This window comes from Gemmatimonadota bacterium (assembly GCA_016712265.1).
Taxonomy (GTDB): Bacteria; Gemmatimonadota; Gemmatimonadetes; order Gemmatimonadales; family Gemmatimonadaceae; genus RBC101.
Genome location: JADJRJ010000031.1, coordinates 47,503 through 73,097, shown reverse-complemented (window position 1 = coordinate 73,097; position 25,595 = coordinate 47,503). Strand labels below are relative to the sequence as shown.

General features: G+C 67.9%; 20 protein-coding genes. 10 read left to right on the top strand and 10 right to left on the bottom strand.

Translation table 11 applies throughout. The annotated features are described in order from the left end of the window. Positions 1-111 precede the first annotated feature (111 nt). Together IPK85_21455 and IPK85_21450 are read left to right on the top strand one after the other, a co-directional pair. Entirely contained in the window at positions 112-339 is a 228-nt protein-coding gene (locus tag IPK85_21455) for a hypothetical protein (protein ID MBK8249933.1), read from the top strand. Further along, positions 339-788, top strand: a complete 450-nt coding sequence (locus IPK85_21450) for a hypothetical protein (protein ID MBK8249932.1) — start codon at positions 339-341, stop codon at positions 786-788. The genes IPK85_21455 and IPK85_21450 overlap by 1 nt, the downstream gene beginning before the upstream one ends. Before the next feature lie 8 nt (positions 789-796). Here the strand turns inward: IPK85_21450 and IPK85_21445 are convergent, their stop codons facing one another. Next, positions 797-2,956, bottom strand: coding sequence for a M28 family metallopeptidase (locus IPK85_21445; GenBank protein MBK8249931.1), 2,160 nt, complete (start codon positions 2,954-2,956; stop codon positions 797-799). Here IPK85_21445 and IPK85_21440 point away from each other — a divergent pair. After that, positions 2,928-4,655: an amidohydrolase gene (locus IPK85_21440; GenBank protein MBK8249930.1), complete on the top strand. Its 1,728-nt coding sequence runs from the start codon at positions 2,928-2,930 to the stop codon at positions 4,653-4,655. The two genes, IPK85_21445 and IPK85_21440, sit on opposite strands and share 29 nt — an antisense overlap. A 102-nt stretch (positions 4,656-4,757) precedes the next feature. Beyond that, the gene (locus IPK85_21435; GenBank protein ID MBK8249929.1) at positions 4,758-5,849 is read left to right on the top strand and encodes a 6-bladed beta-propeller; all 1,092 of its coding nucleotides are present in this window, start codon (positions 4,758-4,760) and stop codon (positions 5,847-5,849) included. 13 nt (positions 5,850-5,862) lie between these two features. Here IPK85_21435 and IPK85_21430 read toward each other — a convergent pair whose 3' ends face one another. From IPK85_21430 to IPK85_21420, 3 genes are all read right to left on the bottom strand, one after another. Next, entirely contained in the window at positions 5,863-7,674 is a 1,812-nt protein-coding gene (locus IPK85_21430) for an amidase (protein ID MBK8249928.1), read from the bottom strand. A gap of 131 nt (positions 7,675-7,805) precedes the next feature. Further along, the gene (locus IPK85_21425; GenBank protein ID MBK8249927.1) at positions 7,806-10,241 is read right to left on the bottom strand and encodes an ABC transporter permease; all 2,436 of its coding nucleotides are present in this window, start codon (positions 10,239-10,241) and stop codon (positions 7,806-7,808) included. A gap of 202 nt (positions 10,242-10,443) precedes the next feature. Next, positions 10,444-12,708, bottom strand: coding sequence for a hypothetical protein (locus IPK85_21420; protein ID MBK8249926.1), 2,265 nt, complete (start codon positions 12,706-12,708; stop codon positions 10,444-10,446). Between the two features lie 324 nt (positions 12,709-13,032). Between IPK85_21420 and IPK85_21415 the strand changes: the two genes are divergently transcribed. The 5 genes from IPK85_21415 to yaiO all read left to right on the top strand — a co-directional run bounded on the left by IPK85_21415 (position 13,033) and on the right by yaiO (position 19,537). Beyond that, positions 13,033-13,947, top strand: a complete 915-nt coding sequence (locus tag IPK85_21415; protein MBK8249925.1) for a hypothetical protein — start codon at positions 13,033-13,035, stop codon at positions 13,945-13,947. A 284-nt stretch (positions 13,948-14,231) separates the two neighbouring features. Next, positions 14,232-16,244, top strand: coding sequence for a response regulator (locus IPK85_21410; protein MBK8249924.1), 2,013 nt, complete (start codon positions 14,232-14,234; stop codon positions 16,242-16,244). After that, entirely contained in the window at positions 16,241-17,305 is a 1,065-nt protein-coding gene (locus IPK85_21405; protein MBK8249923.1) for a HEAT repeat domain-containing protein, read from the top strand. The genes IPK85_21410 and IPK85_21405 overlap by 4 nt, the downstream gene beginning before the upstream one ends. After that, on the top strand, positions 17,302-18,765 hold the full coding sequence (locus IPK85_21400) for a glycosyltransferase family 2 protein (protein MBK8249922.1): 1,464 nt from the start codon (positions 17,302-17,304) through the stop codon (positions 18,763-18,765). The genes IPK85_21405 and IPK85_21400 overlap by 4 nt, the downstream gene beginning before the upstream one ends. 10 nt (positions 18,766-18,775) lie before the next feature. Continuing rightward, positions 18,776-19,537 (top strand): YaiO family outer membrane beta-barrel protein, encoded by a 762-nt coding sequence (gene yaiO / locus IPK85_21395; GenBank protein ID MBK8249921.1) that lies wholly within the window; start codon positions 18,776-18,778, stop codon positions 19,535-19,537. 49 nt (positions 19,538-19,586) lie between these two features. Here the strand turns inward: yaiO and IPK85_21390 are convergent, their stop codons facing one another. Further along, positions 19,587-20,552: an amidohydrolase family protein gene (locus IPK85_21390; protein MBK8249920.1), complete on the bottom strand. Its 966-nt coding sequence runs from the start codon at positions 20,550-20,552 to the stop codon at positions 19,587-19,589. A gap of 491 nt (positions 20,553-21,043) precedes the next feature. After that, positions 21,044-22,261 carry a DUF1343 domain-containing protein gene (locus tag IPK85_21385; GenBank protein MBK8249919.1) on the bottom strand — a complete coding sequence of 406 codons (1,218 nt, stop codon included), beginning with the start codon at positions 22,259-22,261 and terminating at the stop codon, positions 21,044-21,046. Positions 22,262-22,378: 117 nt separating this feature from the next. Here IPK85_21385 and mtgA point away from each other — a divergent pair, with 117 nt between their 5' ends. Then, positions 22,379-23,086: a monofunctional biosynthetic peptidoglycan transglycosylase gene (gene mtgA, locus IPK85_21380; GenBank protein ID MBK8249918.1), complete on the top strand. Its 708-nt coding sequence runs from the start codon at positions 22,379-22,381 to the stop codon at positions 23,084-23,086. Positions 23,087-23,091: 5 nt separating this feature from the next. On the opposite strand, the gene IPK85_21375 is transcribed toward mtgA, so the two are convergent. From IPK85_21375 to IPK85_21360, 4 genes are all read right to left on the bottom strand, one after another. Next, the gene (locus IPK85_21375; GenBank protein MBK8249917.1) at positions 23,092-24,198 is read right to left on the bottom strand and encodes a hypothetical protein; all 1,107 of its coding nucleotides are present in this window, start codon (positions 24,196-24,198) and stop codon (positions 23,092-23,094) included. A 279-nt stretch (positions 24,199-24,477) separates the two neighbouring features. Further along, positions 24,478-24,876 (bottom strand): transcriptional regulator, encoded by a 399-nt coding sequence (locus IPK85_21370; GenBank protein ID MBK8249916.1) that lies wholly within the window; start codon positions 24,874-24,876, stop codon positions 24,478-24,480. Next, positions 24,873-25,223, bottom strand: a complete 351-nt coding sequence (locus IPK85_21365) for a hypothetical protein (protein ID MBK8249915.1) — start codon at positions 25,221-25,223, stop codon at positions 24,873-24,875. Before IPK85_21365 ends, IPK85_21370 begins: the two co-directional genes overlap by 4 nt. 154 nt (positions 25,224-25,377) lie before the next feature. Next, complete coding sequence (locus tag IPK85_21360; protein ID MBK8249914.1) at positions 25,378-25,551, bottom strand: hypothetical protein; 174 nt, start codon at positions 25,549-25,551, stop codon at positions 25,378-25,380. Positions 25,552-25,595 lie beyond the last annotated feature (44 nt).

The following is a 25,595-nucleotide window of genomic DNA, read 5'->3' as shown; positions in this document are numbered from 1 at the left end:
GACCACCCCGCTTGGTCCGCATGATGTTGCGTTCGATTATGCCAGTTGGCATCCCTTGCGCAGCGTACGGACAGGCGGCGATACTTGTCCGTACACCAGCCGAGGCGCGCGATGTCTTCCACGAAGCGACCCAGTCGTCCGCGCCCCGAGGGGCGCGAGGGGAAGGTGCGGAAGGAGTTCTGGCTCGACCCGAAGGCGCTCAAACGGGCCCAGGCGGTCCTCGGGGCGACGACCGAGCGCGAGACCGTCGAACGGGCCATCGATCTCGTCGCGTTCCGAGCCGAGGTGGCGCGCGGCGTGCAGGCGTTGGCGGGGCTGGCCTTGGCGCGGCGCGGCTAGTGCGGAAGTACGCACTCGACACGAACTGCTACATCGATGCCAGTCACGACGCCGGTGCGCTGACGGCGTTGCAGGAGTTCACTCAGTGGGCGGCGCCCGGCCTCTACCTGAGCGCGATCGTGAGCGCGGAGCTGCGCGCGGGTACGCGGGATGCGCGTGCGCGCAAACTGGTCGAGGGCGAGATCCTGGGCCCCTTTGAGCGGCGCGGGCGCATCCTGACGCCCAGTGCACGCGCGTGGGAAGCGCTGGGGACCGCCCTCGGGACGTTACACGATGATGCGGGACTGCAGCTGAACAAGGTGACGCGGAGCTTCGCGTTCGACGTCCTGTTGGCGCACTCTTGTCGCGAGGCGGGCGTGGTGCTGGTTACCCGCAACAGCCGCGACATGGAGCGGATCCGGCGTGTGTTCAGCTTCGAGTATGTGACGCCGTATCCGGACCTGACCTGAGGGCGGGACTACCGTGGGCCGAGCCCCGCACGCAGCCGTGCGGTCACGGCGCGGATCCGCGCCGCCAGCGCGACCCCCTGCGCACGTGCCCGCGTCCAATCCTTCGCCTCGATCGCCTCACGGACCCCCGGGAGCTCGAGCGCCGCGTAGGTCGGTCGCGGGGCATACAGGGCGTGCTTGAAGGTCGGCCGACCGGGGATGCCCTCGTCCAGCAGGAAGCCCTGCTCGGCGGAACGCAGTGCCTCATTCAGGACGGCGGCATTCTCTGAACCCCCGGTCGACGTGGCGCGCGCCAGCGCGCCGTCCACCTCCGCTGCCACGCGCGCCCACTCACCAACGGCAGCGTGCAGGTCGGACAGGTCGAGGTTGGCGGCCACACCATCCAGCCCCTCGAGCGCCCGGACGAAGCCACGCACCCGGTCCGCGTACGCGACGAAGTCGTGAGGCAGCACCTCGGCGTTGGCCAGGCGGAGCGCCATGCGTCCCCACACCTCGACCATCGCCGTCATGTAGCGAAAGCCCGGATCGCCGTGGCGGGTCATCCAGTAGTGGTTGTCGTAGATCGAGTGGTACACCCCGTACGGCCCCGAAAAGGCCATGTCGACGATCGGGATGCCGAGGAAGTTGAGGAACACGGTGTAGTCCGACCCGGAGCCGAGGGTGTTCGTCGGCAGGCTCGACGGATCGCCCCCCTTCCCCTCGCGCTTCGCCCAGGTGGCCAGGATCGACTCGTTCGTCCCGGGGTCAATCACGTCACGCACCGTCTCGGTGATGATCGGGTTGAGGCTCGCCACCGCCGAGGCGCCGAACGCCGGTCCGCTGGTGGAGCCGTCGACGTTAAGGTACGCCACCGCTCCCCGTCGCAGCTCCTCCGCAAACTCCTCGCCCCACTCGGTCGACCCGGTGAGGTGCCATTCCTCGGCGTCCCAGCTGTTCATCACCAGGGTCCGCCGGGGGCGCACCCCCTGCGCCTTCAGCAACCCGAGCGTGCGCGCCAATTCCATCTGCGTCGCCGTGCCGCTGGACGGATCCACCGCGCCATAGACCCAGGCGTCGTGATGGTTGCCAAGCAGGACGGTGCGATCCGGTTCAGCCGAGCCGCGGAGGCGCGCCTCGACATTGTGGATGGTGCGTCGTTTGCCGTCCATCTGCACGACCACCTTGACCACCCCGGGTCCGCTGCCAACCCGATACGTAAACGGAAGCGCCCCCTGCCAGCCCGGCGGCGCGACCGGCCCCCGCAAGCTCCGCAGCAGGGGGGCGGCATCACGCGCCGAGAGCGGAACGGCAATGATCTTCGGGATCGACGGCACCTCGGCCTCGGCCAGTCGGCGCGCACCAGTCACCGAGGCCCACCCGGGGGTCAGGGGGTCCCCGGACGCAATGAAGTCGTAGGAGATCGCCCCGCGTTGCAGGTGCCCCTCCGGCCCCCAGGGCCCATCGGGGAAGGTGAGCCCGCGCCGGTACCCGTCTTCCTGCGGGTCCGAGTAGATCAACATCGCCTTCACGCCGCGTTGCTCGGCGGTTTGCGCCTTGAAGCCGCGGTAGCTGTAGGGATTGGAATACCGAACGATCGCGATCTTGCCGCGCACGGAGATCCCCTGAGACTCCAACCAGTCGTAGTCGGCCGGGTTGCCGCTGTTGGCGTAGATCAGCTCCCCCGTGACGTCGCCGGAGGCCGACATCCCCAGGTAGGTGGGGCCCGCATCCGCACGCGTATCGGGATCGACGGACACCGCAGGCTCGCGCAGCGTCGCGGTGAACCGCGTGGGCGCGACCAATTGCACGCTCACGGAATCGGGGAATGGAAGCAGCACGTCGTACGACGTGATCTTCACATCCTCCCATCCGTAGCGCCGAAACCGGGCCGCGATATCCTCGGCTATCCTGCGATTGGCCACCGTGCCGGCTGGATGCGGCACGCGCGTGAACGCGCGGAAGGCGGCCCCGGTCGAGTCGCGACTGATGAGGGCGGCGAGGCGCCGCTCGATGGCATGTTGCTCCGCGGCGGCGGCCGGGGAGAAGCCGCGCAGGGGCGGATCGTTAGGCGCCTGCGCCGACGACGCGAGGGCGGCGATGGCGACCCCGAACGTCGCCCGACGTATTGCGCGGGGGCAGCCCGCGGTCCAAGCTGGTGTCATGCCGCCGAACGTACGTCGCGCCTTCACGGGTCGTAAGTCGGGTTGGGCCCTCTGGCTCGGCCTCGTCGCGTGCACGTCTGAGCCCGCGCGCGACGACGGGACGGTCTACCTGGCCGAGGAGGTGGTGGCCGCCCCCGCCGGGACCACGGCGCTCCTCGTGCGCGACGGTCGGATCGTCGCGACCGGCGACAGCACCCTGGTAGACGACCCCCGCGCCGCGGGGGCAGAAGTCCTCGCGTTTCGGGGCGCCGCCATCACCCCGCCGCTGGTCGACCATCACGTTCATCTCTTCAACGTTGGGCTCACGCTGCTCAACGATCGGGACCGTGAACGACTGTTCCTCGACCTGTCCCGTTCCCGGTCGCTCGACGACGTGCGCGCGGCCGTCGCGGCTCGTGCGGCCGCAACGCCAAAGGGTGGCTGGATCATCGGCGCGGGGTGGAACCAGGCGGCCTGGGGGTTGGGCCCTCTCCCGGATCGCACCATCCTCGACGCCGCTGCTCCCGACCACCCGGTCTACCTTGGCCGATCCGATGGGCACGCCGGCTGGGCCAACGGCCGTGCCCTCGCGGCTGGCGGTGTCGAACGCTCCACCCCGCCCCCAATGGGCGGGACGATCGGCCACGCACGCGATGGCACCCCCGATGGCGTGTTGCTGGAACGTGCCAACGAACTCCTGACGCCACTCGTCCCCGTCCTCGCCGACTCGGACGTGGTACGCGCATGGCAGTTGGCGGCCCGGGCCTTGGCGGAGCGCGGCGTGACCCGCGTCTACGATGCCGGCGTCCTGCCATTGCCGGGGGTGGTGGCCATGAACGCACCCTTCGAGAGATACCTGACCCTGCTGCGACGGGCGGACTCCCTCGCCCCCCTGCCGCTCCAGGTCCACCTGATGCTTCCCGCGCCGAGTCCGTTCGCCGACTCGGTCCTGTCCCTGCCACCGGATCCGGCGCGCTGGACCTGGTCGCCGCGAATACGCGTCACGCACATCAAGTTATTTGTGGACGGCGCGTTAGGCAGTCGCGGCGCGGCGCTGTCCCATCCCTATGCGGACGATGCGGCGACTCATGGTGTGCCCCGCATGACGGTGGAAGAGATCCGAAGCACCGCCGCCCGTGCCCTCGACGCCGGGCTCGGCGTGGCCACGCATGCGATCGGCGATGATGCCGTTCGGCGCACGCTCGACGCCTACGAGCAGCTCCTGGCCCAACGACCGGGCACCACCCCCGGTCGCCTGCGCATCGAGCACTTCTCGTACGCCAGCGCACGCGACATGGAGCGCGCAGTACGGTTGGGAGTCGTGCTCTCGATCCAGGGGAACTTCAACGCCATGCCAACCGACGTGCCAACCTTTGGGGCCGCGCGTGTCGGTGCGGTGAACGAGCCGCGGGTTTATCCGTGGCGACGGTTGCGCGAGATGGGAGCGGTGCTCGCCGATGGCTCGGACTACTTCACGCGACCCGGGAGTGCCCTCGCCGGCTTCCTGGCGTCCATGGAGCGCCGCTACGCGGTTGGGGACGGCCTCCCCGACGTGGAAGCGCGCGCCCGTGCCCTGGAGCTCGCGACACGCTGGTTCGCGCCGTCCGGGGAGAGTCAGCTTCCGCAGCTTAAGTCGGGGGACGCAGCGACGTTTGTCGTCTGGAGCGGCCATCCGCTTCGCGTGGCGCGCGACAGCATCGAGCGCATCACCGTCCGCGCGCTGGTCGTCGACGGCGTTCGCCAATAGCAGGGCAACAACGGGGTAGCCACTCACCCAAACGTAATCCGCAGTTGGATTGCGATCTCCGGCGGCGTGGCGTATCGTGGTGGTCAACTGCTCGCCTGCCTCATGTCGCGACGCCTTCTCGCCTGCGTCATCAGCCTCATCGCCCTCGGTCGCCCGCTCGCCGGGCAGCCCGGCCCTTCTCTGCTGCGGCTCATCGACTCCGTGCGGGTTGCGGAGTCGGACACCTTCCTGCTCAGCCGGCCGACACGCCTGGTCGTTGGCCCGCGGGGCCACTACTTCGTCGCCGACTCGCGCGATCCGCGGCTCATTGAGCTGCAAGCGAATGGGCGCTTGGTGCGACGGATCGGTCGCAATGGCGCAGGGCCTGGTGAGTTGCGTCGCCCGGCGTCCGTGGCCATCGCTGGCGACTCGCTGCTGAGTGTGTGGGATGCGGGGAACCAGCGTGTGGTGACCTGGGACCTTCGCACCCTCGACGTGCGAGCCACCTTCCCGCTCAAAGGATGGTTCCCGCAGCTGCGATACGATCGAGGCGTACTCACCGTCGGGGTCCTCTCCGCCGACGCCTCCGAACCTCCGCTCCAGCTCCTTGCGCCCGATGGCACGCGGCGCAGCAGTGCGGGGGCTATCCCACCGGCCTTTCGCGCGGCTCCACCGCTCGTGGGTGGGTTCGGGATCGTGATGTCCGCGGACGACGGCGACGACACCTATGCCGTGTTCGAGGTCGAGAATGCCCTGTATCACTGGAAGCGAGGCCTTCGGTCCGCTGACGTGACCACCATCCCATTGCGGGAGCGGCGCGGGGTGCGCCCGGAACTCTTTCAGGAGATGCTGCGCAACCCGGAGAAGGCAGGGCCCATCGCGTACGACCGGTCCATTGGCGTCGCTCTGCAGCGCCTCGCGCCGGGCATCCTCGGCTTTGTGACGGTGGACGGACAGCTGGAGAAAGGCACGAACTTCGTCGGGACCTTGCGGCTTACCGTGCTCGACCTCGCCCGGCGCCGTGCGTGCGTTGACATGCGAATCCCAGCCTTACCAGATCCCCTGCCAGCCGTGGCCTTCTCCGGCGATACGCTGGTGGTACTCCAAGGGGGCGAAACAGCATCGGGCGATGCCGCGACCTTCATCACCCGATATCACGTGGGCACCGCGCGGTGCCCGTGGGTCACCCTGCCGAGCGCAACCCCGGCTCGATAGTCGTCTCCTGCGATCACACCGCGTCGAATCCGGACGGCCGCTCCTTCGCCACTCCCGCCGCGCGCTCCAGCGCCAACCCGACGCGGGCGACCGTCCCCTCGTCGAACAGACGACCGATCACCGTCACCCCGTGCGGCACCCGCCGCGGAGGATCAAAGGTCGGAAGCGGATTCGCCGGGTCAGGCGCCCAGTCACTGCGCGCCTCGCGGACCTCCACGAAGCCCGTGCGCACGGTCAGCGACGGCTGGCCCGTGAAGTTCGTGACCGTGAGGGCCTCGTCGCGCAGTGAAGGGACGAGCAACACATCCACCTGCTCGAACAGCTTTGCCACTTCCACCGCAAAGCGACGACGCAGCCGATCCCCCTGCACCAGGTCCACCGCCGACAGGTACCGCGTCATCCGGAACAGGTTGGGCCAGGCATCCGGAACCTGCACCTTCAGCTGGTCGTCACGCCCCGACAGCGTCATCTCCTCGAACGCGGCCGCCGCCTCGGCGAACAACACCGGCATGAGTGAGGCCTGTGGCAGGTCGGGCCACGTCAGCTCCACCCCCTGCATCCCCTGCTGCGTGAGCAAGTCAAGCGCCGCACGATCCACCGGGGTCGCGGCCTCCATCCACGTCGGGAAATACCCCACCTTGAGCCCGCGCACGGGCGCAGCGGCGTCGTAGTCGAGGTGCGACGCCACACTGGCGACGTCATCACCATCTGGTCCAGTGATGGCCTGCAGGACCAGCATCGCGTCCTCGACCGTGCGGGTCATCGGCCCGAGCTTGTCGAGCGACCAACAAAGGGCCATCGCCCCGGTGCGCGGCACCCGCCCGAAGGTGGGGCGCAACCCGGTGACGCCGCACCGCATGCTCGGCGCCACAATGCTCCCCCCCGTCTCGCTCCCGATCGAGAAGGCGACAAGCGCCGACGCCGTCGCCGATCCGGGACCCGCACTCGAACCCGACGCGCCTTCCTCGAGCAACCACGGGTTCATCGTCTGGCCGCCAAACCAGATGTCGTTGAGCGCCAGAGCGCCTAACGACAACTTGGCCACGAGCACCGCCCCCGCATCCTGCAAGCGCCGCACGACCACGGAGTCCGCCGTCGGCACGCGATCGCGGAACGGCTCCGCCCCCCAGGTCGTCGCGATCCCCGCCGTATCCAGGAGGTCCTTCACCCCGAACGGGATCCCGTGCAACGGGCCACGGTACCGTCCGCGCGCGATCTCCGCGTCAGCCGCGCGCGCCTGCTGCATCGCCCGTTCCGTCGTCACGGTGATCACACAGCGGAGCTGCGGGTCATACTTCGCGATCCGCGCGAGGTAGATCCCCGTGAGGCGCTCCGACGTCAGCTGCTTCCGCTCGATCCACCGCGACAGTGACGTCACGGGACTGAACGCGATCTCGGCGTCGCTCGCCGGAAGCGGCCCGGGATCACCCGACGAGCGGACGAATCGATCACGGGTCGGCGGCACGAAACCCACCGCCGCCGCAGGATTCCAGACGGTCGCCGGCGCCAGCTCGTTGCCGAGCGCGACCACACGCGGCCCCGCGCGACGCTCCATCGTTGCGCCAAACGTGCGACGCCATGCCTGCGCCATCTGCCCACGCTCGGCGTCCGTCGTGTTCAGCTGCAACAGCTTGTCGGCCGCGGCAAAGGTCCCGGCGTCGACAGGGGGACCCGAATCCGGCCCGGTCCCGAAGGCGACCGGTGCACCCGGTGTCGCCGGCGTACCCGCGGCCGGGGCGCCCGCCTGTGGTTCACCGCGACAGGCGGCGGCAACGGTGGCCAGGCCCAGCGGGGCCTTGATGAGGAACTGGCGACGCGTGTTCATGGGGCGAAGTCGAGGGGGACCGGATGGCACGGAACATGGACCCGGACACCACCAGCCGCGAGACCCCGAAACGCCGTCATTCGCACGCCGCTTACGCGACCATGCTCACGCGCCGCTGCGACGCCCGCAGGTCACTTGAGTGCCGTGGCTGGGTCCAGTCGAGCTAGCTGCAGCCAGCCCCGTGTTCCGGTCCCGATGACCAGGCAAGCAACCCCGATACACGTCGAGATGTATGGGGCTGCCCCGTGCGCTACCATGCCGTACATGAGAAAGCTGAGACCGCCCGCCGCCCAGTATGCCAACAGCGCCCCGCCACTCACCGCTCCGATGCCGAGAGAAGTGATCTCCAGAAGCAATCTCGCGCCCACGCGATGCGGGTTGGCTCCGAGCGCGAGCTTCACCGCCGCGTCGTGCTGCGCTCTCGCCACCTCGAGGCGGACAAGGGACACGATGCCGATGAGCGCGAGGGCGCCTGCCACGGTCGCAAGCAATACCGCGAGGGAAGTAAGCAGGTACTCCTGCGCATATAGATCGCGTCGGAGCTCATTCAACGACGCTTGCCGGCCCAGCGTTGTACGCGGCAACTCCGAGCGCAGTAGGGATCCGACGCGAGGGAGAAGCATCGCGCCGTCTCCCTCGGCAGCTCGAGCGAGGACGTACAAGCTGGACGTCCCAAGGACTCCAACAGGAACATAGACCGCCGGTTCAATCGGTTCCGACACCAGAAGGTCAGAAATGTCTGGCACGACTCCAACGATGTTTGCCTGGATGCTCGTGGTGCCGAGGGTGAGCGTAAACGCTCTACCGAGCGGGTCACTTCCATTGAGCAGGCGAGCCACAAACCTCTCATTCACGATCACATCGGATCGGCCGTTCTCGCTGCCGTCGTCGAGGCGGAGACTGCGACCCACCTCCATCCGCAGCCCAAGTGTCTCAAGGAACCCCGTCCCAATACCGGTAACGATGGCAGAGAGGGCCGCCGAGTCTTGAGCGCCGGGGCCGAGCTGGACCTGCGCGATGCCCGCATTACCGGCTGACGGAGCACTACTTGCCAGGGATGCAGAGGCGACTCCCGGCATGCTGCGCACTCGTTCGACAGCCTGCAACACATCCTCAAGAGCGTCATTCGGGGCGCCAGCCTCCATCGGCACCTTGACCAGGCGAAAGGTCAGGAGGCCGGAGCTGGTGAAGCCAGGTGATCGCTGGAGATACTCCTGCATGCTGAGAACCAGCCGCGCAGAAGTAATCAGCATCGCTACCGCGCAGGCGATCTGGCTAAAGACGATTGCTCTTCGGCGCTTCGCAGCACCGGGGCTGTCGTACGACCCTCTCGTACCTTCTCGCAGTCCGGCGGAAGGATCGGTCCGCCGAAGCTGAGACGATGCTGCTCCCACTGCCACAAGCACGAGCAGGCCACTGAGGAGTCCACACCAGACAAGGCCCACCATCCCGAACTCGAAGGTTGCCCAGTACGGGAACTGACCGGCCACGCGCGCACGCACGACGTTCAGCAACTGCGTGCCGAGCAGGACTCCGAGGAGCACACCGGGCAGCACCGGCCCCGCAACGGCAACCACAATCTCCCCAAGAATTCGTTGATCCGACGCGCCCAGAGCTCGTTGCACCGCGCGTTCACGCAGCCGTGTGATCTCGCGGGCTGCAGTGAGCGCCGCAAGATTCATTGCGGCAAGCGCAGCGAGGATCGCCCCGGCCACGAGGAGCAGGTACGCCAGATTCCGCGCGTCCGAAGTGACCAGACTCTCGCGAAACGGCGTCGCTTGCAGGACACCCTGGTATCCCACCTCACCTGTTCGCGGACCAGCCATCGCGCGGAGCTGCTGGTTGACCAGCGCGAGCGACGTTTTTTGGTCGGGAAAGCCCAGCGCAAACAGTCGGCGTCCGGGTTCTGCGCCCGTGATCTGACGGGCGTCGAGCGAGAGCCAAAGCTCCTGGCGCGCAGGAAAATGGAAGCCCTCGGGCATGATGCCAACGACGGCGAGCGCCACGTTGTTGATGAGAATGGTGCTGCCGAGGACCTGTAGGCTGCTGGAGAATTGACGCATCCAGAGGCTGTGCGATATCAAGGCCTCGAGCGGCTCGGTGGCCGCAGGCAACCTGCCAATGAGCGGCGCGACCCCCAGCTCCAGGAACAGGCGCGGAGTTACGTATGCACCTGAGACTTCCTGCCTGCTGCCGCCACCCTCCACGGCAAAGGTCGCCCACTGATAGGCCGCAGTCCGCGCGAGGGCAGGAACCGCATACGTGAGGGAATCATAGGTCGGCTCGGCGATGTCATCGGGGCCCTGTGTGCCCGATGCCGCAATGGCGTACGTGCGCTCGACGTTCGGAAATGGAGTCGGACCGAGGATGTTCCCTCGTACGAAGCCGATGATCGCGCTGTTCAGAGCGAGCGTCAACGCAACCGTAGCGATGCACGCCGCAACGTAGGAGCGATCGCGTGCCGTGGTCCGCAGGACCATCCACGCCGTGTGCACACGTAGAGAGGCGGAGGTCGACGCCGTCAGCGATGCAGTGTTCGCCTGCATGTCTGTTTCTAAGCGACCCATGGTCAGACTCGGTCGGGAGGAACGTGCTTCCGTGCCACTTGGCGCCCCGGCTGCCCGCCGCGACCTTCACGGGGAGCAAGCAAGGGTGACCTGATCCCACAGAACATTCACCCGGACACCACCAGCCGCGAGACCCCGAAACGCGGAGAGGCGACGACGCTCGCGCGCCGCCGCCCCGACCGTGCTGCCTGGCTTCTACGTTCTACTCGATCTGCAACGCGAACGCCGCCGTCTCGCTGTCGTGCGGATACCCGAACGACTCACCATTGGTCGTCTTGCTGTACGTGGTGAGCGTCACCGCGAACGAACACCGGTTCATCACCGTCACCGCGCCCGTGATGGGATCGATGCGCGTCAGCAACTGCTGGAACGTGTTCGTCCCGCTGTTCTGGGCCGCCGCGGGCGGCTTGCCCACGTTGGCCGGACTGAGCGGCGTTGGCAGCGACCCAGCGCCACCGTTCGCCGACGACCCGTTGAGCCCGCGCACCCACGAAATCCCGTGTAGGTACTGGAATCGTTCATCTGGCACATACGCGCGATACTCGATTCCGAAGGTGCTCGCGGGACTGCCGACCAGGAACTGGCACTCCTGCGATGACGCCACCCCGTTCTTCACCAGCTGGGTGATGTCCGCCTCGGGCAGGCGATTGTCCCAGCAGAAGAGGTGCGTCAGCGCTGCGTACGGCACCACTGCGGTGTCGTCGCCCACGCTGCCACCCGGCTGGAACCACCGACGGTACTCGAACGCCGCGTTGGCTTCGGCTCCCGGCAGGCCACCAGGTCCCGTCGCACTGTCCAACGCGCCCAACGGCCGCAGTCGCTGTCCACCGGCATCGAACACCTCGAGCGTCACCAGGTGGTTGCTCGCGGGTGAGGCGATGTCGGTGCCCACGGGCACGTTCAGCTGCGCGCTGGTCGTATCGACAAGCGCGTGGTACCGACCGGCACCCGTCCAGTTGGCATCCGTCGCAAACGGGATCTTATAGAGGAACGACTGCCCGCCAACGGTCTGCGGTCCGAGCGATTCGGGCTCGATGTTGCCCCCGTTCACCTTCTGCCACGAAAGCCCGGTGCCGTAGAAGTGGCGCGGACCGGTCGGGTTGCCGACCGCATCGGCCTGCGTGATGCTGAGGCGATAGTACCGGGCCCCCAGCGCCTTCATCCCTTCACTGAAGTTGTAGGTCAGCTCGACGCCACCGCCGAGGTTGCGCAAGTGGCCGCGCCCCATCGGGTCCGGATTGAGGAAGAGCAGCCCCGACGTCGCCGTCGGTGCGTTCACGCTCCCCCACGCCGTGGAATTTGGCGTCGTGAGTTCATGGCTTTCCGTATCTCCCACCAGGTCGAGGAAGACGTACGCGTTGCCATCGCTGCTCCCCGCGTCGTTGCAGCCATACGCACGGTGATCGTACGTCGTCAGGACCGGCGTATCCGACAGCTTGTACCACCCTCCGGCCGCGACCCCGTCATAAATGACGGTCGTGGTGAGGCCGATGGTCTGCTTGACGACATAGGCGTACTGGTCGCTGCAGCCGGGGCCGAGCACGCGCTTGCGGTCGAACCAGCAGATGTTGAACGCCCCGTTGGGCAGGAGCGAACCGGACCCGACCTTGACCGGCGTGCTGCACGTGCAGATGCGGTGCAACAGGTAGGGGCGCGCATTGATGTAGAGCGCCGCCTGGTCACGCGAGAGCGAGCGCAGGATGTTGAGGTCGCTCGCCGCATGCAGGGCGAAGTCGTTGAGCCCGCCACCCTTGAAGAACGGCGTCTTGAGCGGGTCGATCGGCTCCGGGGGACGCGGTGGCACCGGGAAGCGCGACACCTGAATCTCGAGGTGACGAATGAGGTCGTCCAGGCGCAGGTCGTCGATCACGAGCGGACGGCAGCAGCAGGTGCGCCGATAGACCTCGACCGTGCCCAGGCACACCGGCTCGCAGCGGAACGGCCAGATGATCAGTTCGTTGAGCGAGGGCGCAAACGACAACTCGGGCCGGATGAGACTCGCCGCCTTCAAGCTGAGGCGCGGCTGCACCGTCGTCGCCACCGTGAAGACCTGGTCGTACCACCAGGGGCGGCGACGACAGACGCGCACACTCCCGCTCACGCAGGTGCGGAATCCCGGCCAACGGACCCAGATCCCCTCGGCCACCGACAGCACCCCACCGTGAGCGAACTGCGAGAACTCACGGGCACGTAACGTGAGAGCGGCCTCACGAGCCACCGCGCCATCCGTCCCCATGGGCCCAATGACGATCCGATCCGCCTTGGCCACGACGTCCGCCGCGATCGCGAAGGTCCCATCGCCGCCGACCTCGACCGTCGCCAGCACGTCACGCCCCTTGCCCACCGCCTGCACAATCGCGTTGGGGCGTTCGACACCCGTCGCGAGTCCCGCAAGCTCGAGGTGATACACGTCACGCGACGCACCACCTCCCCTCCCTCCCTTCATCTCCGCCATGGTCGTCTCCATACAAGGTTGCGCTCGTCACGGTTGCGACACCCGTCGCGTGAGCGAGCATCTCTCAGCAAGGCAATGTGCATGCCCTGCTCTACGGTCGAGATTGGCAGGTCACGTTCGTACTGGGAGATCCCCGAGTGTACGAAACGACTCTTCGTCGGTATTCTCATGGGACGGCGCCTAACGTGGGGCTCGGCTTCAGGCAACGGCGGTAGAAGCAGGAGGCACGAGCGGCACGGGCAGCACGAGCGGCACGGGCAGCACGGGGGGCACGGGGAGGGGGCGCGAGGGAGGGGCACGTTGCGCGGTGGGCGCGCGCAGTGCACCCTCCTCCGTGTGCGCACCTCCATCCTGCTCACCTGCACGGCAGCCCTCACCATGGGCTGCCATCCCACCGCGGCCCCCCTGGTGGCGCCCCAGCAGGCCTCGCCCATGCGCGAGACCACACGGACGCACGAACGTCTCATCGACGGCGAGACCCCGGGGCTCCAGCTGCGCATCGAGGGCGTACTTCCCACAGCGGTCGACCTGTTTGTCCCGCAACGCGCCGTTGGACTTTCCAACGTGCCTCTCGTCATTCACTTCATGGGCGCCACCTGGCTCCCGCGTCAGGCCATCGCGTCGATGCCACAACCTGTCATGGTGGCGACGATACACCTGGGCAGTGGCTCGGCAATCAATGCACGACCGTTCGTCGACGACTCGACGCGCTTCACCCAACTCCTCAGCGCCATCGACTCACGCCTGGCATCCGCCAATGGCGCCCCGCAGGTCAGCGACCTCTACCTGACCGCCTGGTCCGCCGGCTACGGTGCCATTCGCCAGATCCTGCGCACGGCTCCCAACGCGGAACGAATTCGCGGCATCCTGCTCATGGACGGACTGCACGCGTCCTATCGCCCTGACGGACGGCCACTCGCCGACGGCGGCACCATCGACTCCCTCGATCTCGCCCCCTTCCTCCCGTTCGCTCGCCGAGCCGTCGCGGGCGACAAGCGCATGCTCATCACCCACAGCGAGGTCTTTCCCGGGACCTATGCCTCGACGACCGAGGCCTCGGACTGGCTCCTGTCCCAGCTCGGGCTCCCCCGCACCCCCATCCTCGAGTGGGGGCCCGTCGGGATGCAGGGGCTGTCGCGGGCCCGCGCCGGGGGGTTCGAAGTGATCGGGTTTGCCGGAAATAGTGCGCCAGATCACGTGGATCACCTCCACGGCATGGCCGCCTTCCTCGCCCGCCTGCTGCCGCCGTAGCGCGCGACCAACAGCCCGGCAAAACCTGCCGCCAGCGTGACGCGATCGCGCGGCCTAAGTCCTTCTCCGGGAAGGGATTGAGCCCTTCCGACGGTTCGGTGCGGCAGCACCAGCCGCACCCGGAGTTTTTCGCCGCATGGGCAGTTGGACCGATTGATCCGAACGGCATGTCACGGCGCCATTCGCGCGCGTTGTGCGACACCGCACGACGGGCGCCTTTCGCCTAAGTGCCACGTGCATGCGTGCCAGGTGCGCCGCACGCGCATTGGAGTCATCACACGCCGGTGATCGACTCCGCCGCTCCCGCCGCCTTCCTCGGTCAACACGCCACCGAGGTCTGGTCCCGCTCACGGGACCGGCACCTCGAGCGCGTCGAGGTACTCGAGCGCGCGGTGTTGGCGCTCATGGACGGCGCTCTCGACGAGACGCTGCGTGAACTCGCCGAGACCGAGGCACATTCGCTCGCCGGGGCCGTCGGGACCTTCGGACTTCGGACGGGCTCACGCCTGGCGCGCGCACTGGAGCAGACCTTCGCGGCGCGCCACACCCTGGAGCGCGGGCTCGCAGCCCGCCTCGCTGACCAAGTGCTCGCCCTCCGGCGCGAACTCGAACGCCCGGTCCTCGCCGAGTCGCTGTCACCCGACGGCGAAGCGCCGCGGCGCGTGATGCTGGTGAGCGACGGCAGCCGCGGCGATCACTTTGTCACCGAGGGGGTCGCCGCCGGACTCGAGGTGGTGGTGCGAAGTGTTGCCTCCGCCCTCGAGGCGATCGGCGAGGAGGTCCCGGACGCGATCATCCTCGACTGGGGCGACGCACCGATCGAGCGGGCCACCTTCCTCCTCGATACCCTGGCCCGACGCGCACCGGGCCCGGTGGTGGTGATCGCGCCTAACGACAGCATGGCCCTGCGCCTCGCCATCGCCCGCGCGGGCGCCATCGGCCCTCTGCAGCCCGGCCTGCCGCCCGCCGTGTCGCTCGAACGCGTGCAAGCCCAGCTCGCCGCTCGCGCGATGCCGGCAGCGAACATCCTCGTCGTCGACACCGACCCGTGGTCGCTGCAACTCGCCACCCTGGTGCTGGAGCAGGCCGGGCATCGTGTGCATGCCCTCGCCGACCCGGAGCGTTACTGGGAAACGCTTGAGACGGTGGCGCCGGACCTCATCGTGATGGGAATCGCCTTGGGGGCGTTCACCGGCACCGAGTTGTGTCGCGCCCTGCGCGCCGACCCGCGCTGGCGGGAGTTACCGGTCATGTTCGTCGCCTCGCCGACAGATGCTGCGTTGGTACGCGATGCCTATCGCGCCGGTGGCGACGACGTCCTGCGCAAGCCGCTGGTGCGCGAAGACCTGATCGCCCGCGTCGAGAACCGCCTGCAGCGCGCGCGGCTCCTGCGGCGCCACGGCGAGACCAATGCGCTCACCGGCCTTACCGGGCGCAGCAAGGCTGAGCGGGACATCGATCGCTTCCTGCGACTCGGCCGACGCCACGGGCACGCGGTCACCCTCGCCGTCTTCCGGCTGGATCGCTTTGGGCAGCAGCTGGGTCGCGTGGGACAGGCCACCCTGGACGCCGCATCGTTGTCACTCAGCCAGCTGCTTGTGCAGTCGTTCCGCACAGAGGACGTCGTTTCTCAGTGGGGCCCGAACGAGTTCGTCGTCGGTCTGTTTGACGCCACAGCCGAGAATGCCACCGTTCGCGTGCGCGAGGTGATGGCCGCCATGCGCACGCGGGAGTTTGCCTCCTTCTCCGGCGAACGGATCACCTTCACCTGCAGCGCGGGGCTCGCCACCTTCCCCGCCGACGGCGGCGACGTGCGTGAGCTGCACGCGGCGGCCGATGCCGCGATGGTCCTCGCCGGCCGCGGCGGCGACGAGGAGTGCCTCGGCGTCGCCAGCGCGCCGCACCTCCGGAGCGGCGGTCATGTCGACGTCCTCATCCTCGACGAGGACGCGGCCGTCGCCTCGGTGCTGCTGCACGCGCTCGAGAGCCGACAGCACCAGGTGCGCTGGATTCGCGATGGCCAGGAAGCCGCCGACGCCCTGCTCGGGGACCGCCCAGAAATACGCGCGCGCCTGATCCTCCTCGAAGTGAACCTCCCGGGACTCAACGGATTGAGCCTGCTGCGTTCGCTGGCCGCGCAGGACATGCTGCGCCACACGCGGGTCATCGTGCTCTCCGCGCGCAGCACCGAGGCCGAGACCGTGCAGGCGTTCGAGTTGGGGGCGTTTGACTACGTCCCCAAGCCGTTCAGCGTCGCCGTGCTTACCGAGCGTATCCGCCGGGCCCTGAGCACATGAGGCAGTCGCTGCTCTACCTGGTCTCGTATTACCTCGTCTACCTCGAGGCGGTGCTCGTGGTGGTGTTCGCCGTAGCGCTGGCGATCAGTGCGTCGCTCGCGCGATGGCGGCGACAACGTCATGACACGCGCAGTCGCCTCGGTCGCGACATCCTCGCGCGGGCGATCTCGGGCACCGGCGACCCGACCGAGGGCGCCCCAGCCTTCGCTCGGCTCCCCTGGACCGTGCAACAGGAACTGGTCCACGAGTTCGGCGAATCGTTGTCCGGCGGGGCGCGGAGTCGACTCGCCGCGTTAGGCCTGGCCGCCGGCGCCGCCCGGCGGGCCGAACAGATGTGCGCGAGCCGCTGGTGGTGGGACCGGCTCGCGGGCGCGCGCGTTTTGACTGCACTGGACCTCGACACCGCGGCAATGCGCCCCCTGCTGCGCGATCGCAGTGGCGTGGTGCGCGCCCAGGCGTTTGTCTGGGCGGCGGGGCGGGACGACGAGGCCGTCATCGACGAGTTGGTGGCGCGCCTCTCAGACCCCGAACGTCTGTGCCGCTTTACCGTGCAGGACTCGCTGCTCCGCCTGGGGCGTCGCGCGGGACCGGCGCTGGCACGACTCCTAGCCGATCCTGCCGCACCGGGACTCGTGGATGGACTCCGCGTCGCGCGCGGCCTTGCCGTCCCTGAGCTCCTCGCGCCGTGCCTCGCCCTCGTCTCGCACGCGAACGACGACGTCCGCTCGCACAGCGCGACCGTGCTCGGCGCGCTAGGCGGGGAGCGGGCACAGGACGCGCTGGTCCAACTCCTCGACGACCCCGCCTACATCGTGCGCGCAAGCGCTGCCCGCGCGCTCGGCGAGCAAGGGGCCTGGACCGCGTCCACCGGGTTGCTACACCTCCTCTCGGATCTGAACTGGCCGGTTCGACGCGAGAGTGCGTTGGCGCTCCGTCGCATGGGGAGTGTGGGCACGCTCACCCTGCGCAAGGCGCTCAGCGGGGAGAACGCCTTCGCCGCGGACATGGCGCGCCAGGTCCTGGACCTCCCCGAGACCGTGTACCAGCAGGTGACGGCATGAACGATACCGTCCGCAGCTGGATTGCCACCGGGCTGGCCGACCTCGACCTCGCGATCCTCCTGTACTTCATCGCGATCAACGCCGCCTACATCACCCTGGTGGGCTGCGCGACGATCGAGATGATCATGCACGTGCTGCGCATCCGGGGGGAGAGCCGGGCGCGCGTCCTCGGCTCGGCCGTGACGCCGAGCATCTCAATTCTCGCGCCAGCCTACAACGAGGAGGCGACGATCGCCGAGTCGGTGACCGCGTTGTTGGCGTTGCACTACGCCAACCTCGAGCTCGTCGTGATCAACGACGGCTCGCCGGATCGTACGCTGGAGGTGCTCACGTCGCGGTTCGACCTCGTGCCGGTGCACACCATGGTGTGGAAGCGCATCGAGACCAAGCCGGTCCGGCAGCTCTATCGCTCGCGCACCCATCCCAACCTGCTGGTGGTGGACAAGGTGAATGGCGGGAAGGCCGACGCGCTGAATGTCGGGCTCAACCTGGCCACGGGTGACCTCGTCTGCGTGATCGACGCAGATACGATCGTCGACGCCGACGCCTTGCAGCGGCTGGCTCGGCCCTTCCTGAGCAACCACGAGGTGCTCGCCACGGGCGGGACCATTCGCATTGCCAATGGGTCGACGATCATGCAGGGACGCGTCACCGATCCCCGGGCGCCCCGTGGGTTCGTCGCCGGCGTGCAGGTCGTGGAATACTTCCGCGCCTTCCTGTTCGGTCGCCTCGGCTGGAACCTGCTCGGCGGCAACCTGATCATCTCCGGCGCCTTTGGCCTCTTTCGTCGTGATGCCGTCATCGCCGCCGGGGGATACACGCATGACACGGTCGGCGAGGACATGGAGCTGGTCCTCAAGCTCCGTCGCCAAGCCTATGAGGCCCAGCAGCGCCACGCCGTCCTGTTCGTCCCCGATGCCGTGGCCTGGACCGAATGCCCCGAGTCGCTCAAGGTGCTCGGCCGGCAGCGGGACCGCTGGCATCGCGGGTTGAGCGACGTCTTGTGGCGACATCGGCACATGCTCTTCAACCCACGCTACGGCGTCGTTGGGCTGTGGTGCCTGCCGTACTTCGTCTTCGTCGAGCTGCTCGCCCCGGTGATTGAGCTGCTGGGGTGGATCGGCCTGTTGCTTGGTGTGGCCGCCGGCCTGCTGAACACCTCGTTCGCCGCCCTGTTCTTCCTGGTCGCCTACGGCATTGGCGGCGTGTTGAGCACCTACTCGCTCCTGCTCGAGGAGTGGAGTTTCTCGCGCTACACGCGGGTCAGCGACCGGGCCCGCCTGATGCTCTACCTGGTCTTCGAGTCGTTTGGCTATCGCCAGCTCACCGTCATCTGGCGGCTGCGCGGCATCTGGAAGTACCTGCGTGGCCGCACTGACTGGGGCCGCATGGAACGCCGCGGTTTCGCCGCCGCACCAGCCGCACCAGCGCCTGCCTCTGCTGCCCCTGCCCGTCCCTGACCCATCCCCCATGCGTCGCCTTTCATGCCTCGTTGCGTTGCTCCCTGCCGCGCTTCTCGCCCAATATCCCCGCACCACCGTTGAGCTGCGCGCCTCGATGGATGCCTTGTCGGGGGGCCGAGCGTCGTGGCAGGAGCACACCGCCACCCTCGGCGCTCGCGCGTCGGCGCGCACCGGGATGAGCGTGGGTGCGGCGTGGCTCGAGCGCTTCGCCCAGGTGGACCGGCAGCTCGTGGCGGACGGCTCTATCGCTGCCGGACGTCGCGTCACAGTAGGAGCTGACGTCATGTGGAGCCCAACAGCCGCCGTGGTCGCCCGTTCAGGTGGCGGTGTGCGCGCGAATCTCTCCCTCGGCAAGGGATGGGGCGTAGAGGGACGCGCCGCGGTCCGCTCGTACGCCGCCTCCGACGTGCGCCTCGCGAGTGGCACCCTGGAGCGCTACTGGGGGTCGTGGTCCGGCTCCTACACCGCGAGTGTATCTGCGCTGGAGGACGCACCCCGTGGCATCACCCATGGGGCCCGCCTCTCACGCTTCTGGCAGGAGCGCGGCATCGTGACCGTCGGCGTTTCCTCCGGCCGCGAGGTCGAGGCACTCGGCGCCGGCCTGGTGCTCCCCATGACGGTGCGCTCCGGTGGCACGTGGGGCGCGATCCCGCTGGGCGCGCACCTGGACCTCACCTTCGCCGCCGGCGTAACCCAACAGGACGACTTCTTCACACGACGACATGCCGCGCTCGGGCTGCGTGTGGTGCGCGGTCGCAGCACCATGTGACACCCGGTGCTGCCCGCACCGTCCCGCGCCGTCGGATGGGCAGCAGCGCCTAACGTGAACGCAGGGCCGGCAGGTCCACGCGCCGCCCGCGCAGGATCACCGCTTCAATGTCGCGTACGCGCTGGATGTCACGCGTGGGGTCGCCGCGGAGCAGGACCAGGTCGGCCCGACGTCCCGGGGCGAGGAGCGGGCCCCGCTCGCCGCGATAGGTCGCAGGGTTCCGCGTCGCCGTCCGCAGGGCGTCCATCGGGGTGAGCCCCGCTTCGACGAACAAGGCCAGTTCATCGTGAAGGCTCGATCCCGGAAAGACCCACGGTTCATCGCTGGCGTCGGTCCCGGCGAGGATCGGCACGCCGGCGCGGTACATCTCCCCCACGAGCGTTTGTTGTCGACGGAACACGGCTGCGCCCGCCGCGAGCGTCGATGGCGCAGCGTCCGCGCGATAGGCCATCCACTCGTCGCGAGTCGCCGGGGGAACGTTCGCCAGTCGCGGGTCGGCGGCAAAGGCGCTGTCGCTCACGTAGTACGCACCGCGCATCTGGACCAGGGTCGGTACCTGCCAGGTCTGGCCGTCCTTGAAGCGTTGGAAGAGTTGCCCGCACGCTGCCGCATCGTATCGATCGAGTGAGGCGGCCAGTCGACCGTCAGCGAGCAGCCCCATCGCATCGCGGGTGGTGTCGGCCGCCACCCAGGCGAGTGTTCCCGGGATGCAGGATTCCAGGACCAACGTCAGGTGTTCGATCGTGCGTTGCCCGGCCGCCACCGCCTCCGCGGGCGAGAGCACCAAGGGGACGTGCCCCTCGAGCGGTATCCCATACTCCCTGGCGCTGGCTGCTAGATCCATGTAGACCTCGCGCGACAGGCGATCGTACACCTTGAGGAACCGTGCGCCAGCGTCGGCATACCGCTTCGCCGCGGCGCGGGCTTCGGCACCGGTCGTGAGGGGAACGCCAAACGAGAGCACCGCGGGCACCCCATCCAGCGGGGGCGAACCCCCACCAGACCGTGGGGGCATCGGCATCAACGCGCCAGCGCGCACGCGCGGCAGCCGCAGAGTCGTCGAAGGTGCCAAGGTCGCGGACCCCTGTTACCCCATGCAACAAGTACTGTGGGTAGTGCCACGCGGCCCGACCGTCGCGGTGCGCGTGGGTATGCATGTCCCACAAGCCGGGGATCAGGTACAGCCCGGAACCATCCAGTCGCGCCACCGACGCCGCTACGCGCACCTTATCCGCAGGCCCCATGCGGACGATCGTGTCGGCGTCCACGAGGATCGTCATGTTGGGACGCACGACACCGCTGTCCACGTCAACCACGTTGACGTTGACGATCGCCAACGTTGCCGGAATCCCATCGCGGGAACACGCAGCCGCAGTGGCCCCCAGCAACAGGAGCCTGGCAAGGAGGCGAAGGTGCGTCGTCACGGCCGGATGCATGTCGATGCGGTAGGAGTCATCGGATCCCGGCTCGACCCGACGAGTCTCCGTCCGGCGTTTTGTTCAACGCCTAACGATACAGTCGGTACGGGGCAATAGCCTTGGCAAACTCATCGGCCTCCTGGTCGAGGATCGGGATCAGTGCCTGGATCCCCCCCTCGCGCTCCACCGCCGCGCGGAGCCGAGCCGTGCCCGAGAGGCGATCGATTGCTTGTTCGCGCCAGGTCCACTCCTTCGCGTGCCGCTTGTAGATCGTGCGCAGCATGTGCAGGGCCACCACGTGCGGCTTCACGATGTCTCTATCGCTTACCACCGTGATGAGCACGGGTACGGTCAACCCTTCGTGCTTGAAGCCGAACCCCTTTTCGATCGTTTGCGTCGACGAGTCGAACACCACGCCGGGGATGCGCATCGCGTTCAGTTCCTTCGCGATCGCCCCGGCATCGGTGAGCCACGGGGCGCCGACCATCTGGAACGGCTGCGCCATCCCGCGTCCTTCGTTGAGGTTCGTCCCCTCAAAAAGCACCGTGCCGGAGTAGAGCAGCGCCGCGTCGAGCGACCGGATGTTCGGCGACGGGTTGACCCACGCCAGCCCGGTCTCGTTCCACCACATGTCGGCCCGGTATCCCTGCATGGGGATCACGGTGATATCCGCCTTCACCTGGCCGCTCCCCACCAGGTACCGCGCCAGCTCGCCGGCCGTGAGTCCGTAGCGAATCGCCACTGGATACTGCCCGATGAACGAGCGGTACTTCACGTCCAGGATCCCGCCCTCCACGCGATCATTGCGAATCGGATTGGGCCGGTCGAGGACAAGAAACGGCTTCTTCGCCGCTTCGGCCGAGAGGGCCATCGTCCACGGGTACGTATACGTGCGCGAGCCGACGTCCATGATGTCATATAGAAGGACGTCGACGTCCTTGAGCATCTCAGCCGTCGGCACCCGCGTCGCACCGTACAGCGAATGCACCGTCACCCCCGTGGCGGAGTCGACCCCGCTGGCCACGTGGTCGCCAGCCGGCGCGATCCCACGAATCCCATGTTCCGGCCCAAACAGGGCGGTCAGCTTCACCCCGGGCGCCGCCGCCAGCAGGTCGGCGCTGCTCTTGCCGAGGGGGCCGGAGATCCCGGTGTGGTTCGTGATGAGCCCGACGCGCTTCCCCCGGATGAGGTGGATCGAGTCCGTGAGCAGCACCTCGATCCCGGTGCGCACGCGCTGCGCCTGGGCTGGCAGCGCCGTCACGGCGAGGAGGATGGCAGCAGCAGTACGGCGGAAGGCTGGGCGCATGGAATCTGGGGGAGGAATCACACGGGAAAGATGACGCAGCGGCCGCCCGCGCAACACGTACCCGCCCTGTCCAGCCGACCGCAGCGCCATACCTTTCGCCCCGTGAAACGCCCTACCCTGCGACAGGTCCGACGGTTCCTCCTCCTCCTGGCCCTACTCGGCCTCGTGGGGCCGTTCGTCCTGATCCTCCCGCTCAACCTGATCCAGCCGCTGACCACCATGGTCATGATCCGGCGCGCAGGGCAGCGGCTGTCCGAGGGGAAGCGGCCGATCTATCCGCGGCGCGACATCGTTGGACGCGACGAGCTCTCCCCGCACCTGCGACGTGCCGTGCTGGCCAGCGAGGACGACCGCTTTTACCTGCACTTCGGCCTGGACTTCGAGGAGATCGAGAACGCCCTGGAGCGTGCGAAACGCGGGCGTCGGTTGCGCGGGGCATCGACGATCACGCAGCAGGTGGCGAAGAATGTCTTCCTGTGGGAGGGGCGCTCGTTCGTGCGGAAGGGGTACGAGGCTTACCTGACGATCGTGCTGGAGATCTGCCTGTCCAAGGAGCGCATCCTCGACCTCTACCTTAATCTTGCCGAGTGGGGCGATGGGGTTTTTGGGGCGGAGATGGCGGCGCGGACGCACTTCAAGAAGTCCGCGAAGTCGCTCACCCGGGAAGAAGCGGCGCGTCTGGCAGCGATCCTCCCTGCTCCGCGTCGTTGGTCACCGCGCGGGTCAATTGCCTCGGCGCGCATCGGGACCATCCTCGCGCGGATGCGATACGCGGCGCCGAAGGAGGCGCCACCCGAGCCGCGCCGGACCCGCAGGAAGACCTAGTATGCTCAGGGACCTTTGCGGAGTGTGAACACCACGACGCTATGCCCTGTGGCGGCATCGTTCCGCAAGCCGAGCACGTAGTCGTCGCCGATCTCGAGCACCTGCACGTCCTCGGGAAGGACAACTTCGCCGACAAAGGCACCATCGGGACCGTACACCAGCCAGCCAGGGTTGGGACGCTCCGCTCGCGAAAAGGGCCGGGCCCACACGTTGCCCATGGCATCTGCAACCAGTTCGCTGACCGACGGCGGGCGATCCGGGAGCTCCACCTGCTGCAATTCGCGCTGCACGTCCAGCTTCTGGCGTTCATTCAAGGCGGAGTCCAGCGCAAGCTGCTGGATGAAGGCGCGGTCCGCCGCCGAGAACGTGGGTTCATCACCTTCGCGTCGGATGACAACTCGCAAGGCACCGGTGGTGTCGTAGCCACGCAGGTCGCGATCCTGGTTGGTTGCGACCCATGCCGTGTTTCCAGCGACGGCGATCCTGAGCCACTTGCCCGCGCGTCGCGGAAAGCCGTCCTGTTCCCGACCAAACATCTCTGTCCCCGGGAAGCTCCCGAGGGAGATGGTCGGTTCACCCTCCGGTGACGCGAACGCGACACCTACCATCGGGCGGAAGGCCCCAACCTTTCTCTGCTGCAAGTCGCCCCACCCGGTTGTCAGGATTCGGCCCTGCCGCGAGCAGCTCGTCGAGAACGCGGTGTTGCGTTCCGGTCCCAGGAGGGCAAAGCTCCGCGCGAGGGCTCCACTTGGTGTGAAGACGTGGACACGACGCGCTCCGATGTCTTCCACAAAGGCGCTGTCGCCACCACAGGCTCGCAGCCACGCCAGGTACTGGAACTCACCGGGGCCTTCGCCTTGCCGCCCAACAGCCGTACGCAGTGTGCCGTCGCTCGCGAAGTACTTGAGCTGCGAGCTCCCCTGATCGGCCACAACGAGCGTCCCGTCGGATTGGCGCATGGCACCAACCACGAGCTGCAAGTCGGCATCGCCTGCTCCGGCACTCCCGCCAACTTTCACCAGGGGAACGGTGTCGACGCTCCATGCCTTCCCCGCTGACACTGCCGACGCCGACGCTATGACAATGCGCACACCGGCGGAGTCACGAATCATGGATGCTTCGTCTCGCGCACACGCCCAGAGCGCTCCAAGGGTGAACATCGAAACGGCCGCCCGCTGCTTCCTGATGCGGCGGAAGTTCAGGTCCCTCCATGAGGGGGTCGTCACCGCACCCACCTTCGCTCAGGGAACCGTCGCGGCCTGCGCTCAGGGAGGCGCCGCCCGAGCCGCGCCGGACCCGAAAGAGGGGTTGATTGACCCACACCCCCCACGCAATTCCTGACCACATTCGGCGTGCGAGGCGACGCCGAGTGCCGACACTGCAACATGATGTTATGCCGCCTTCGTTCCTCGTCGCTTCACCGGACGCTTGACGCCGGGTGACTTGACCCGACGATCGTTGGCCCGCAACGCCGCTGCGTCCACGCCATACGCGGTCGCCGTCAGCGTCGCAGGATCCCGCGTCCCGAGGCGCAGCAGGACGAGCGCCGGGCCATCGGGGCGGCGGCGATCGGCCTCCCAGGCTTGCACCAGCTTCGTGCTCACGTTCAGATAGCGCGCGAACACCGCCTGGGATGCGTTCAGTCGGCGGCGCAATTGGCGAACTTGCGCCGCGCTGACCGGCGCTGGGGCGGGGGGCAGCACGGTCGTGCGGAGTTCGCGCTTGCCCTGTGCATGTTCCAGCGCCTCTGTCGCCGACGCCAGGAGCTCCTCAAATACCGCTCGCTTCATGGGATTGCCTCCGTAGTCACTGCCTTTATCGCCTGAACCACTTGGGAAAGCGCCTTCTTCTGCAGCGCGCTCAGCCCCGCGGCCTCCTGCTTACCATACACGTACACCAGATAGATCCGTCGGACGTGCGGGAGCCACAGGTAATGGACCCGCGCTCCCCCTCGCTTGCCCTTCCCGCGCTGTCGGTCGACTACGCGCACCTTCCGCAGGCCGCCCGTGCCGGGCTCAAGGTCGCCCGCCTCCGGATTGGCCAGCAGTTCCGTCTGCAGCACCCGCAAGCCGTCCTCCAGCCCCAGCTGTCGGATACGTTGCGTGAACACTGCCGTCTCGACAAAGCTCAGCCGCATGCTCGCGTCGTTGGCCCCCCGTGTAGTATACTACCACGTAGTATCTGCATGGGCAAGCGGCATAACCGCACGTAGCACAAGCCGGACCGATGGGGGAGCCGCCCCGCCCTGGCCAGGCCTTGCTTCAGATGGCCCGCATGTGAGCGCTGGTCGTTTAGCCGGTGCCAAGCGCGCGCCTGCTTACCTCAGAGTCCAGCTCAACCGGATGCCGATCGGCCGCGCGCTCGCGGCGGCGCAGAAACGCGACCAACCCCTCCAGGGAGCCACCGGACTGCTCCAGCAGCTGCTCGCGAACGGTCCGGACCTCGGCCACAATCGGGTCATCCATCGCTCATCCTCCATCAACTCTTCGGGATGCGCCGCGTTCCGCCA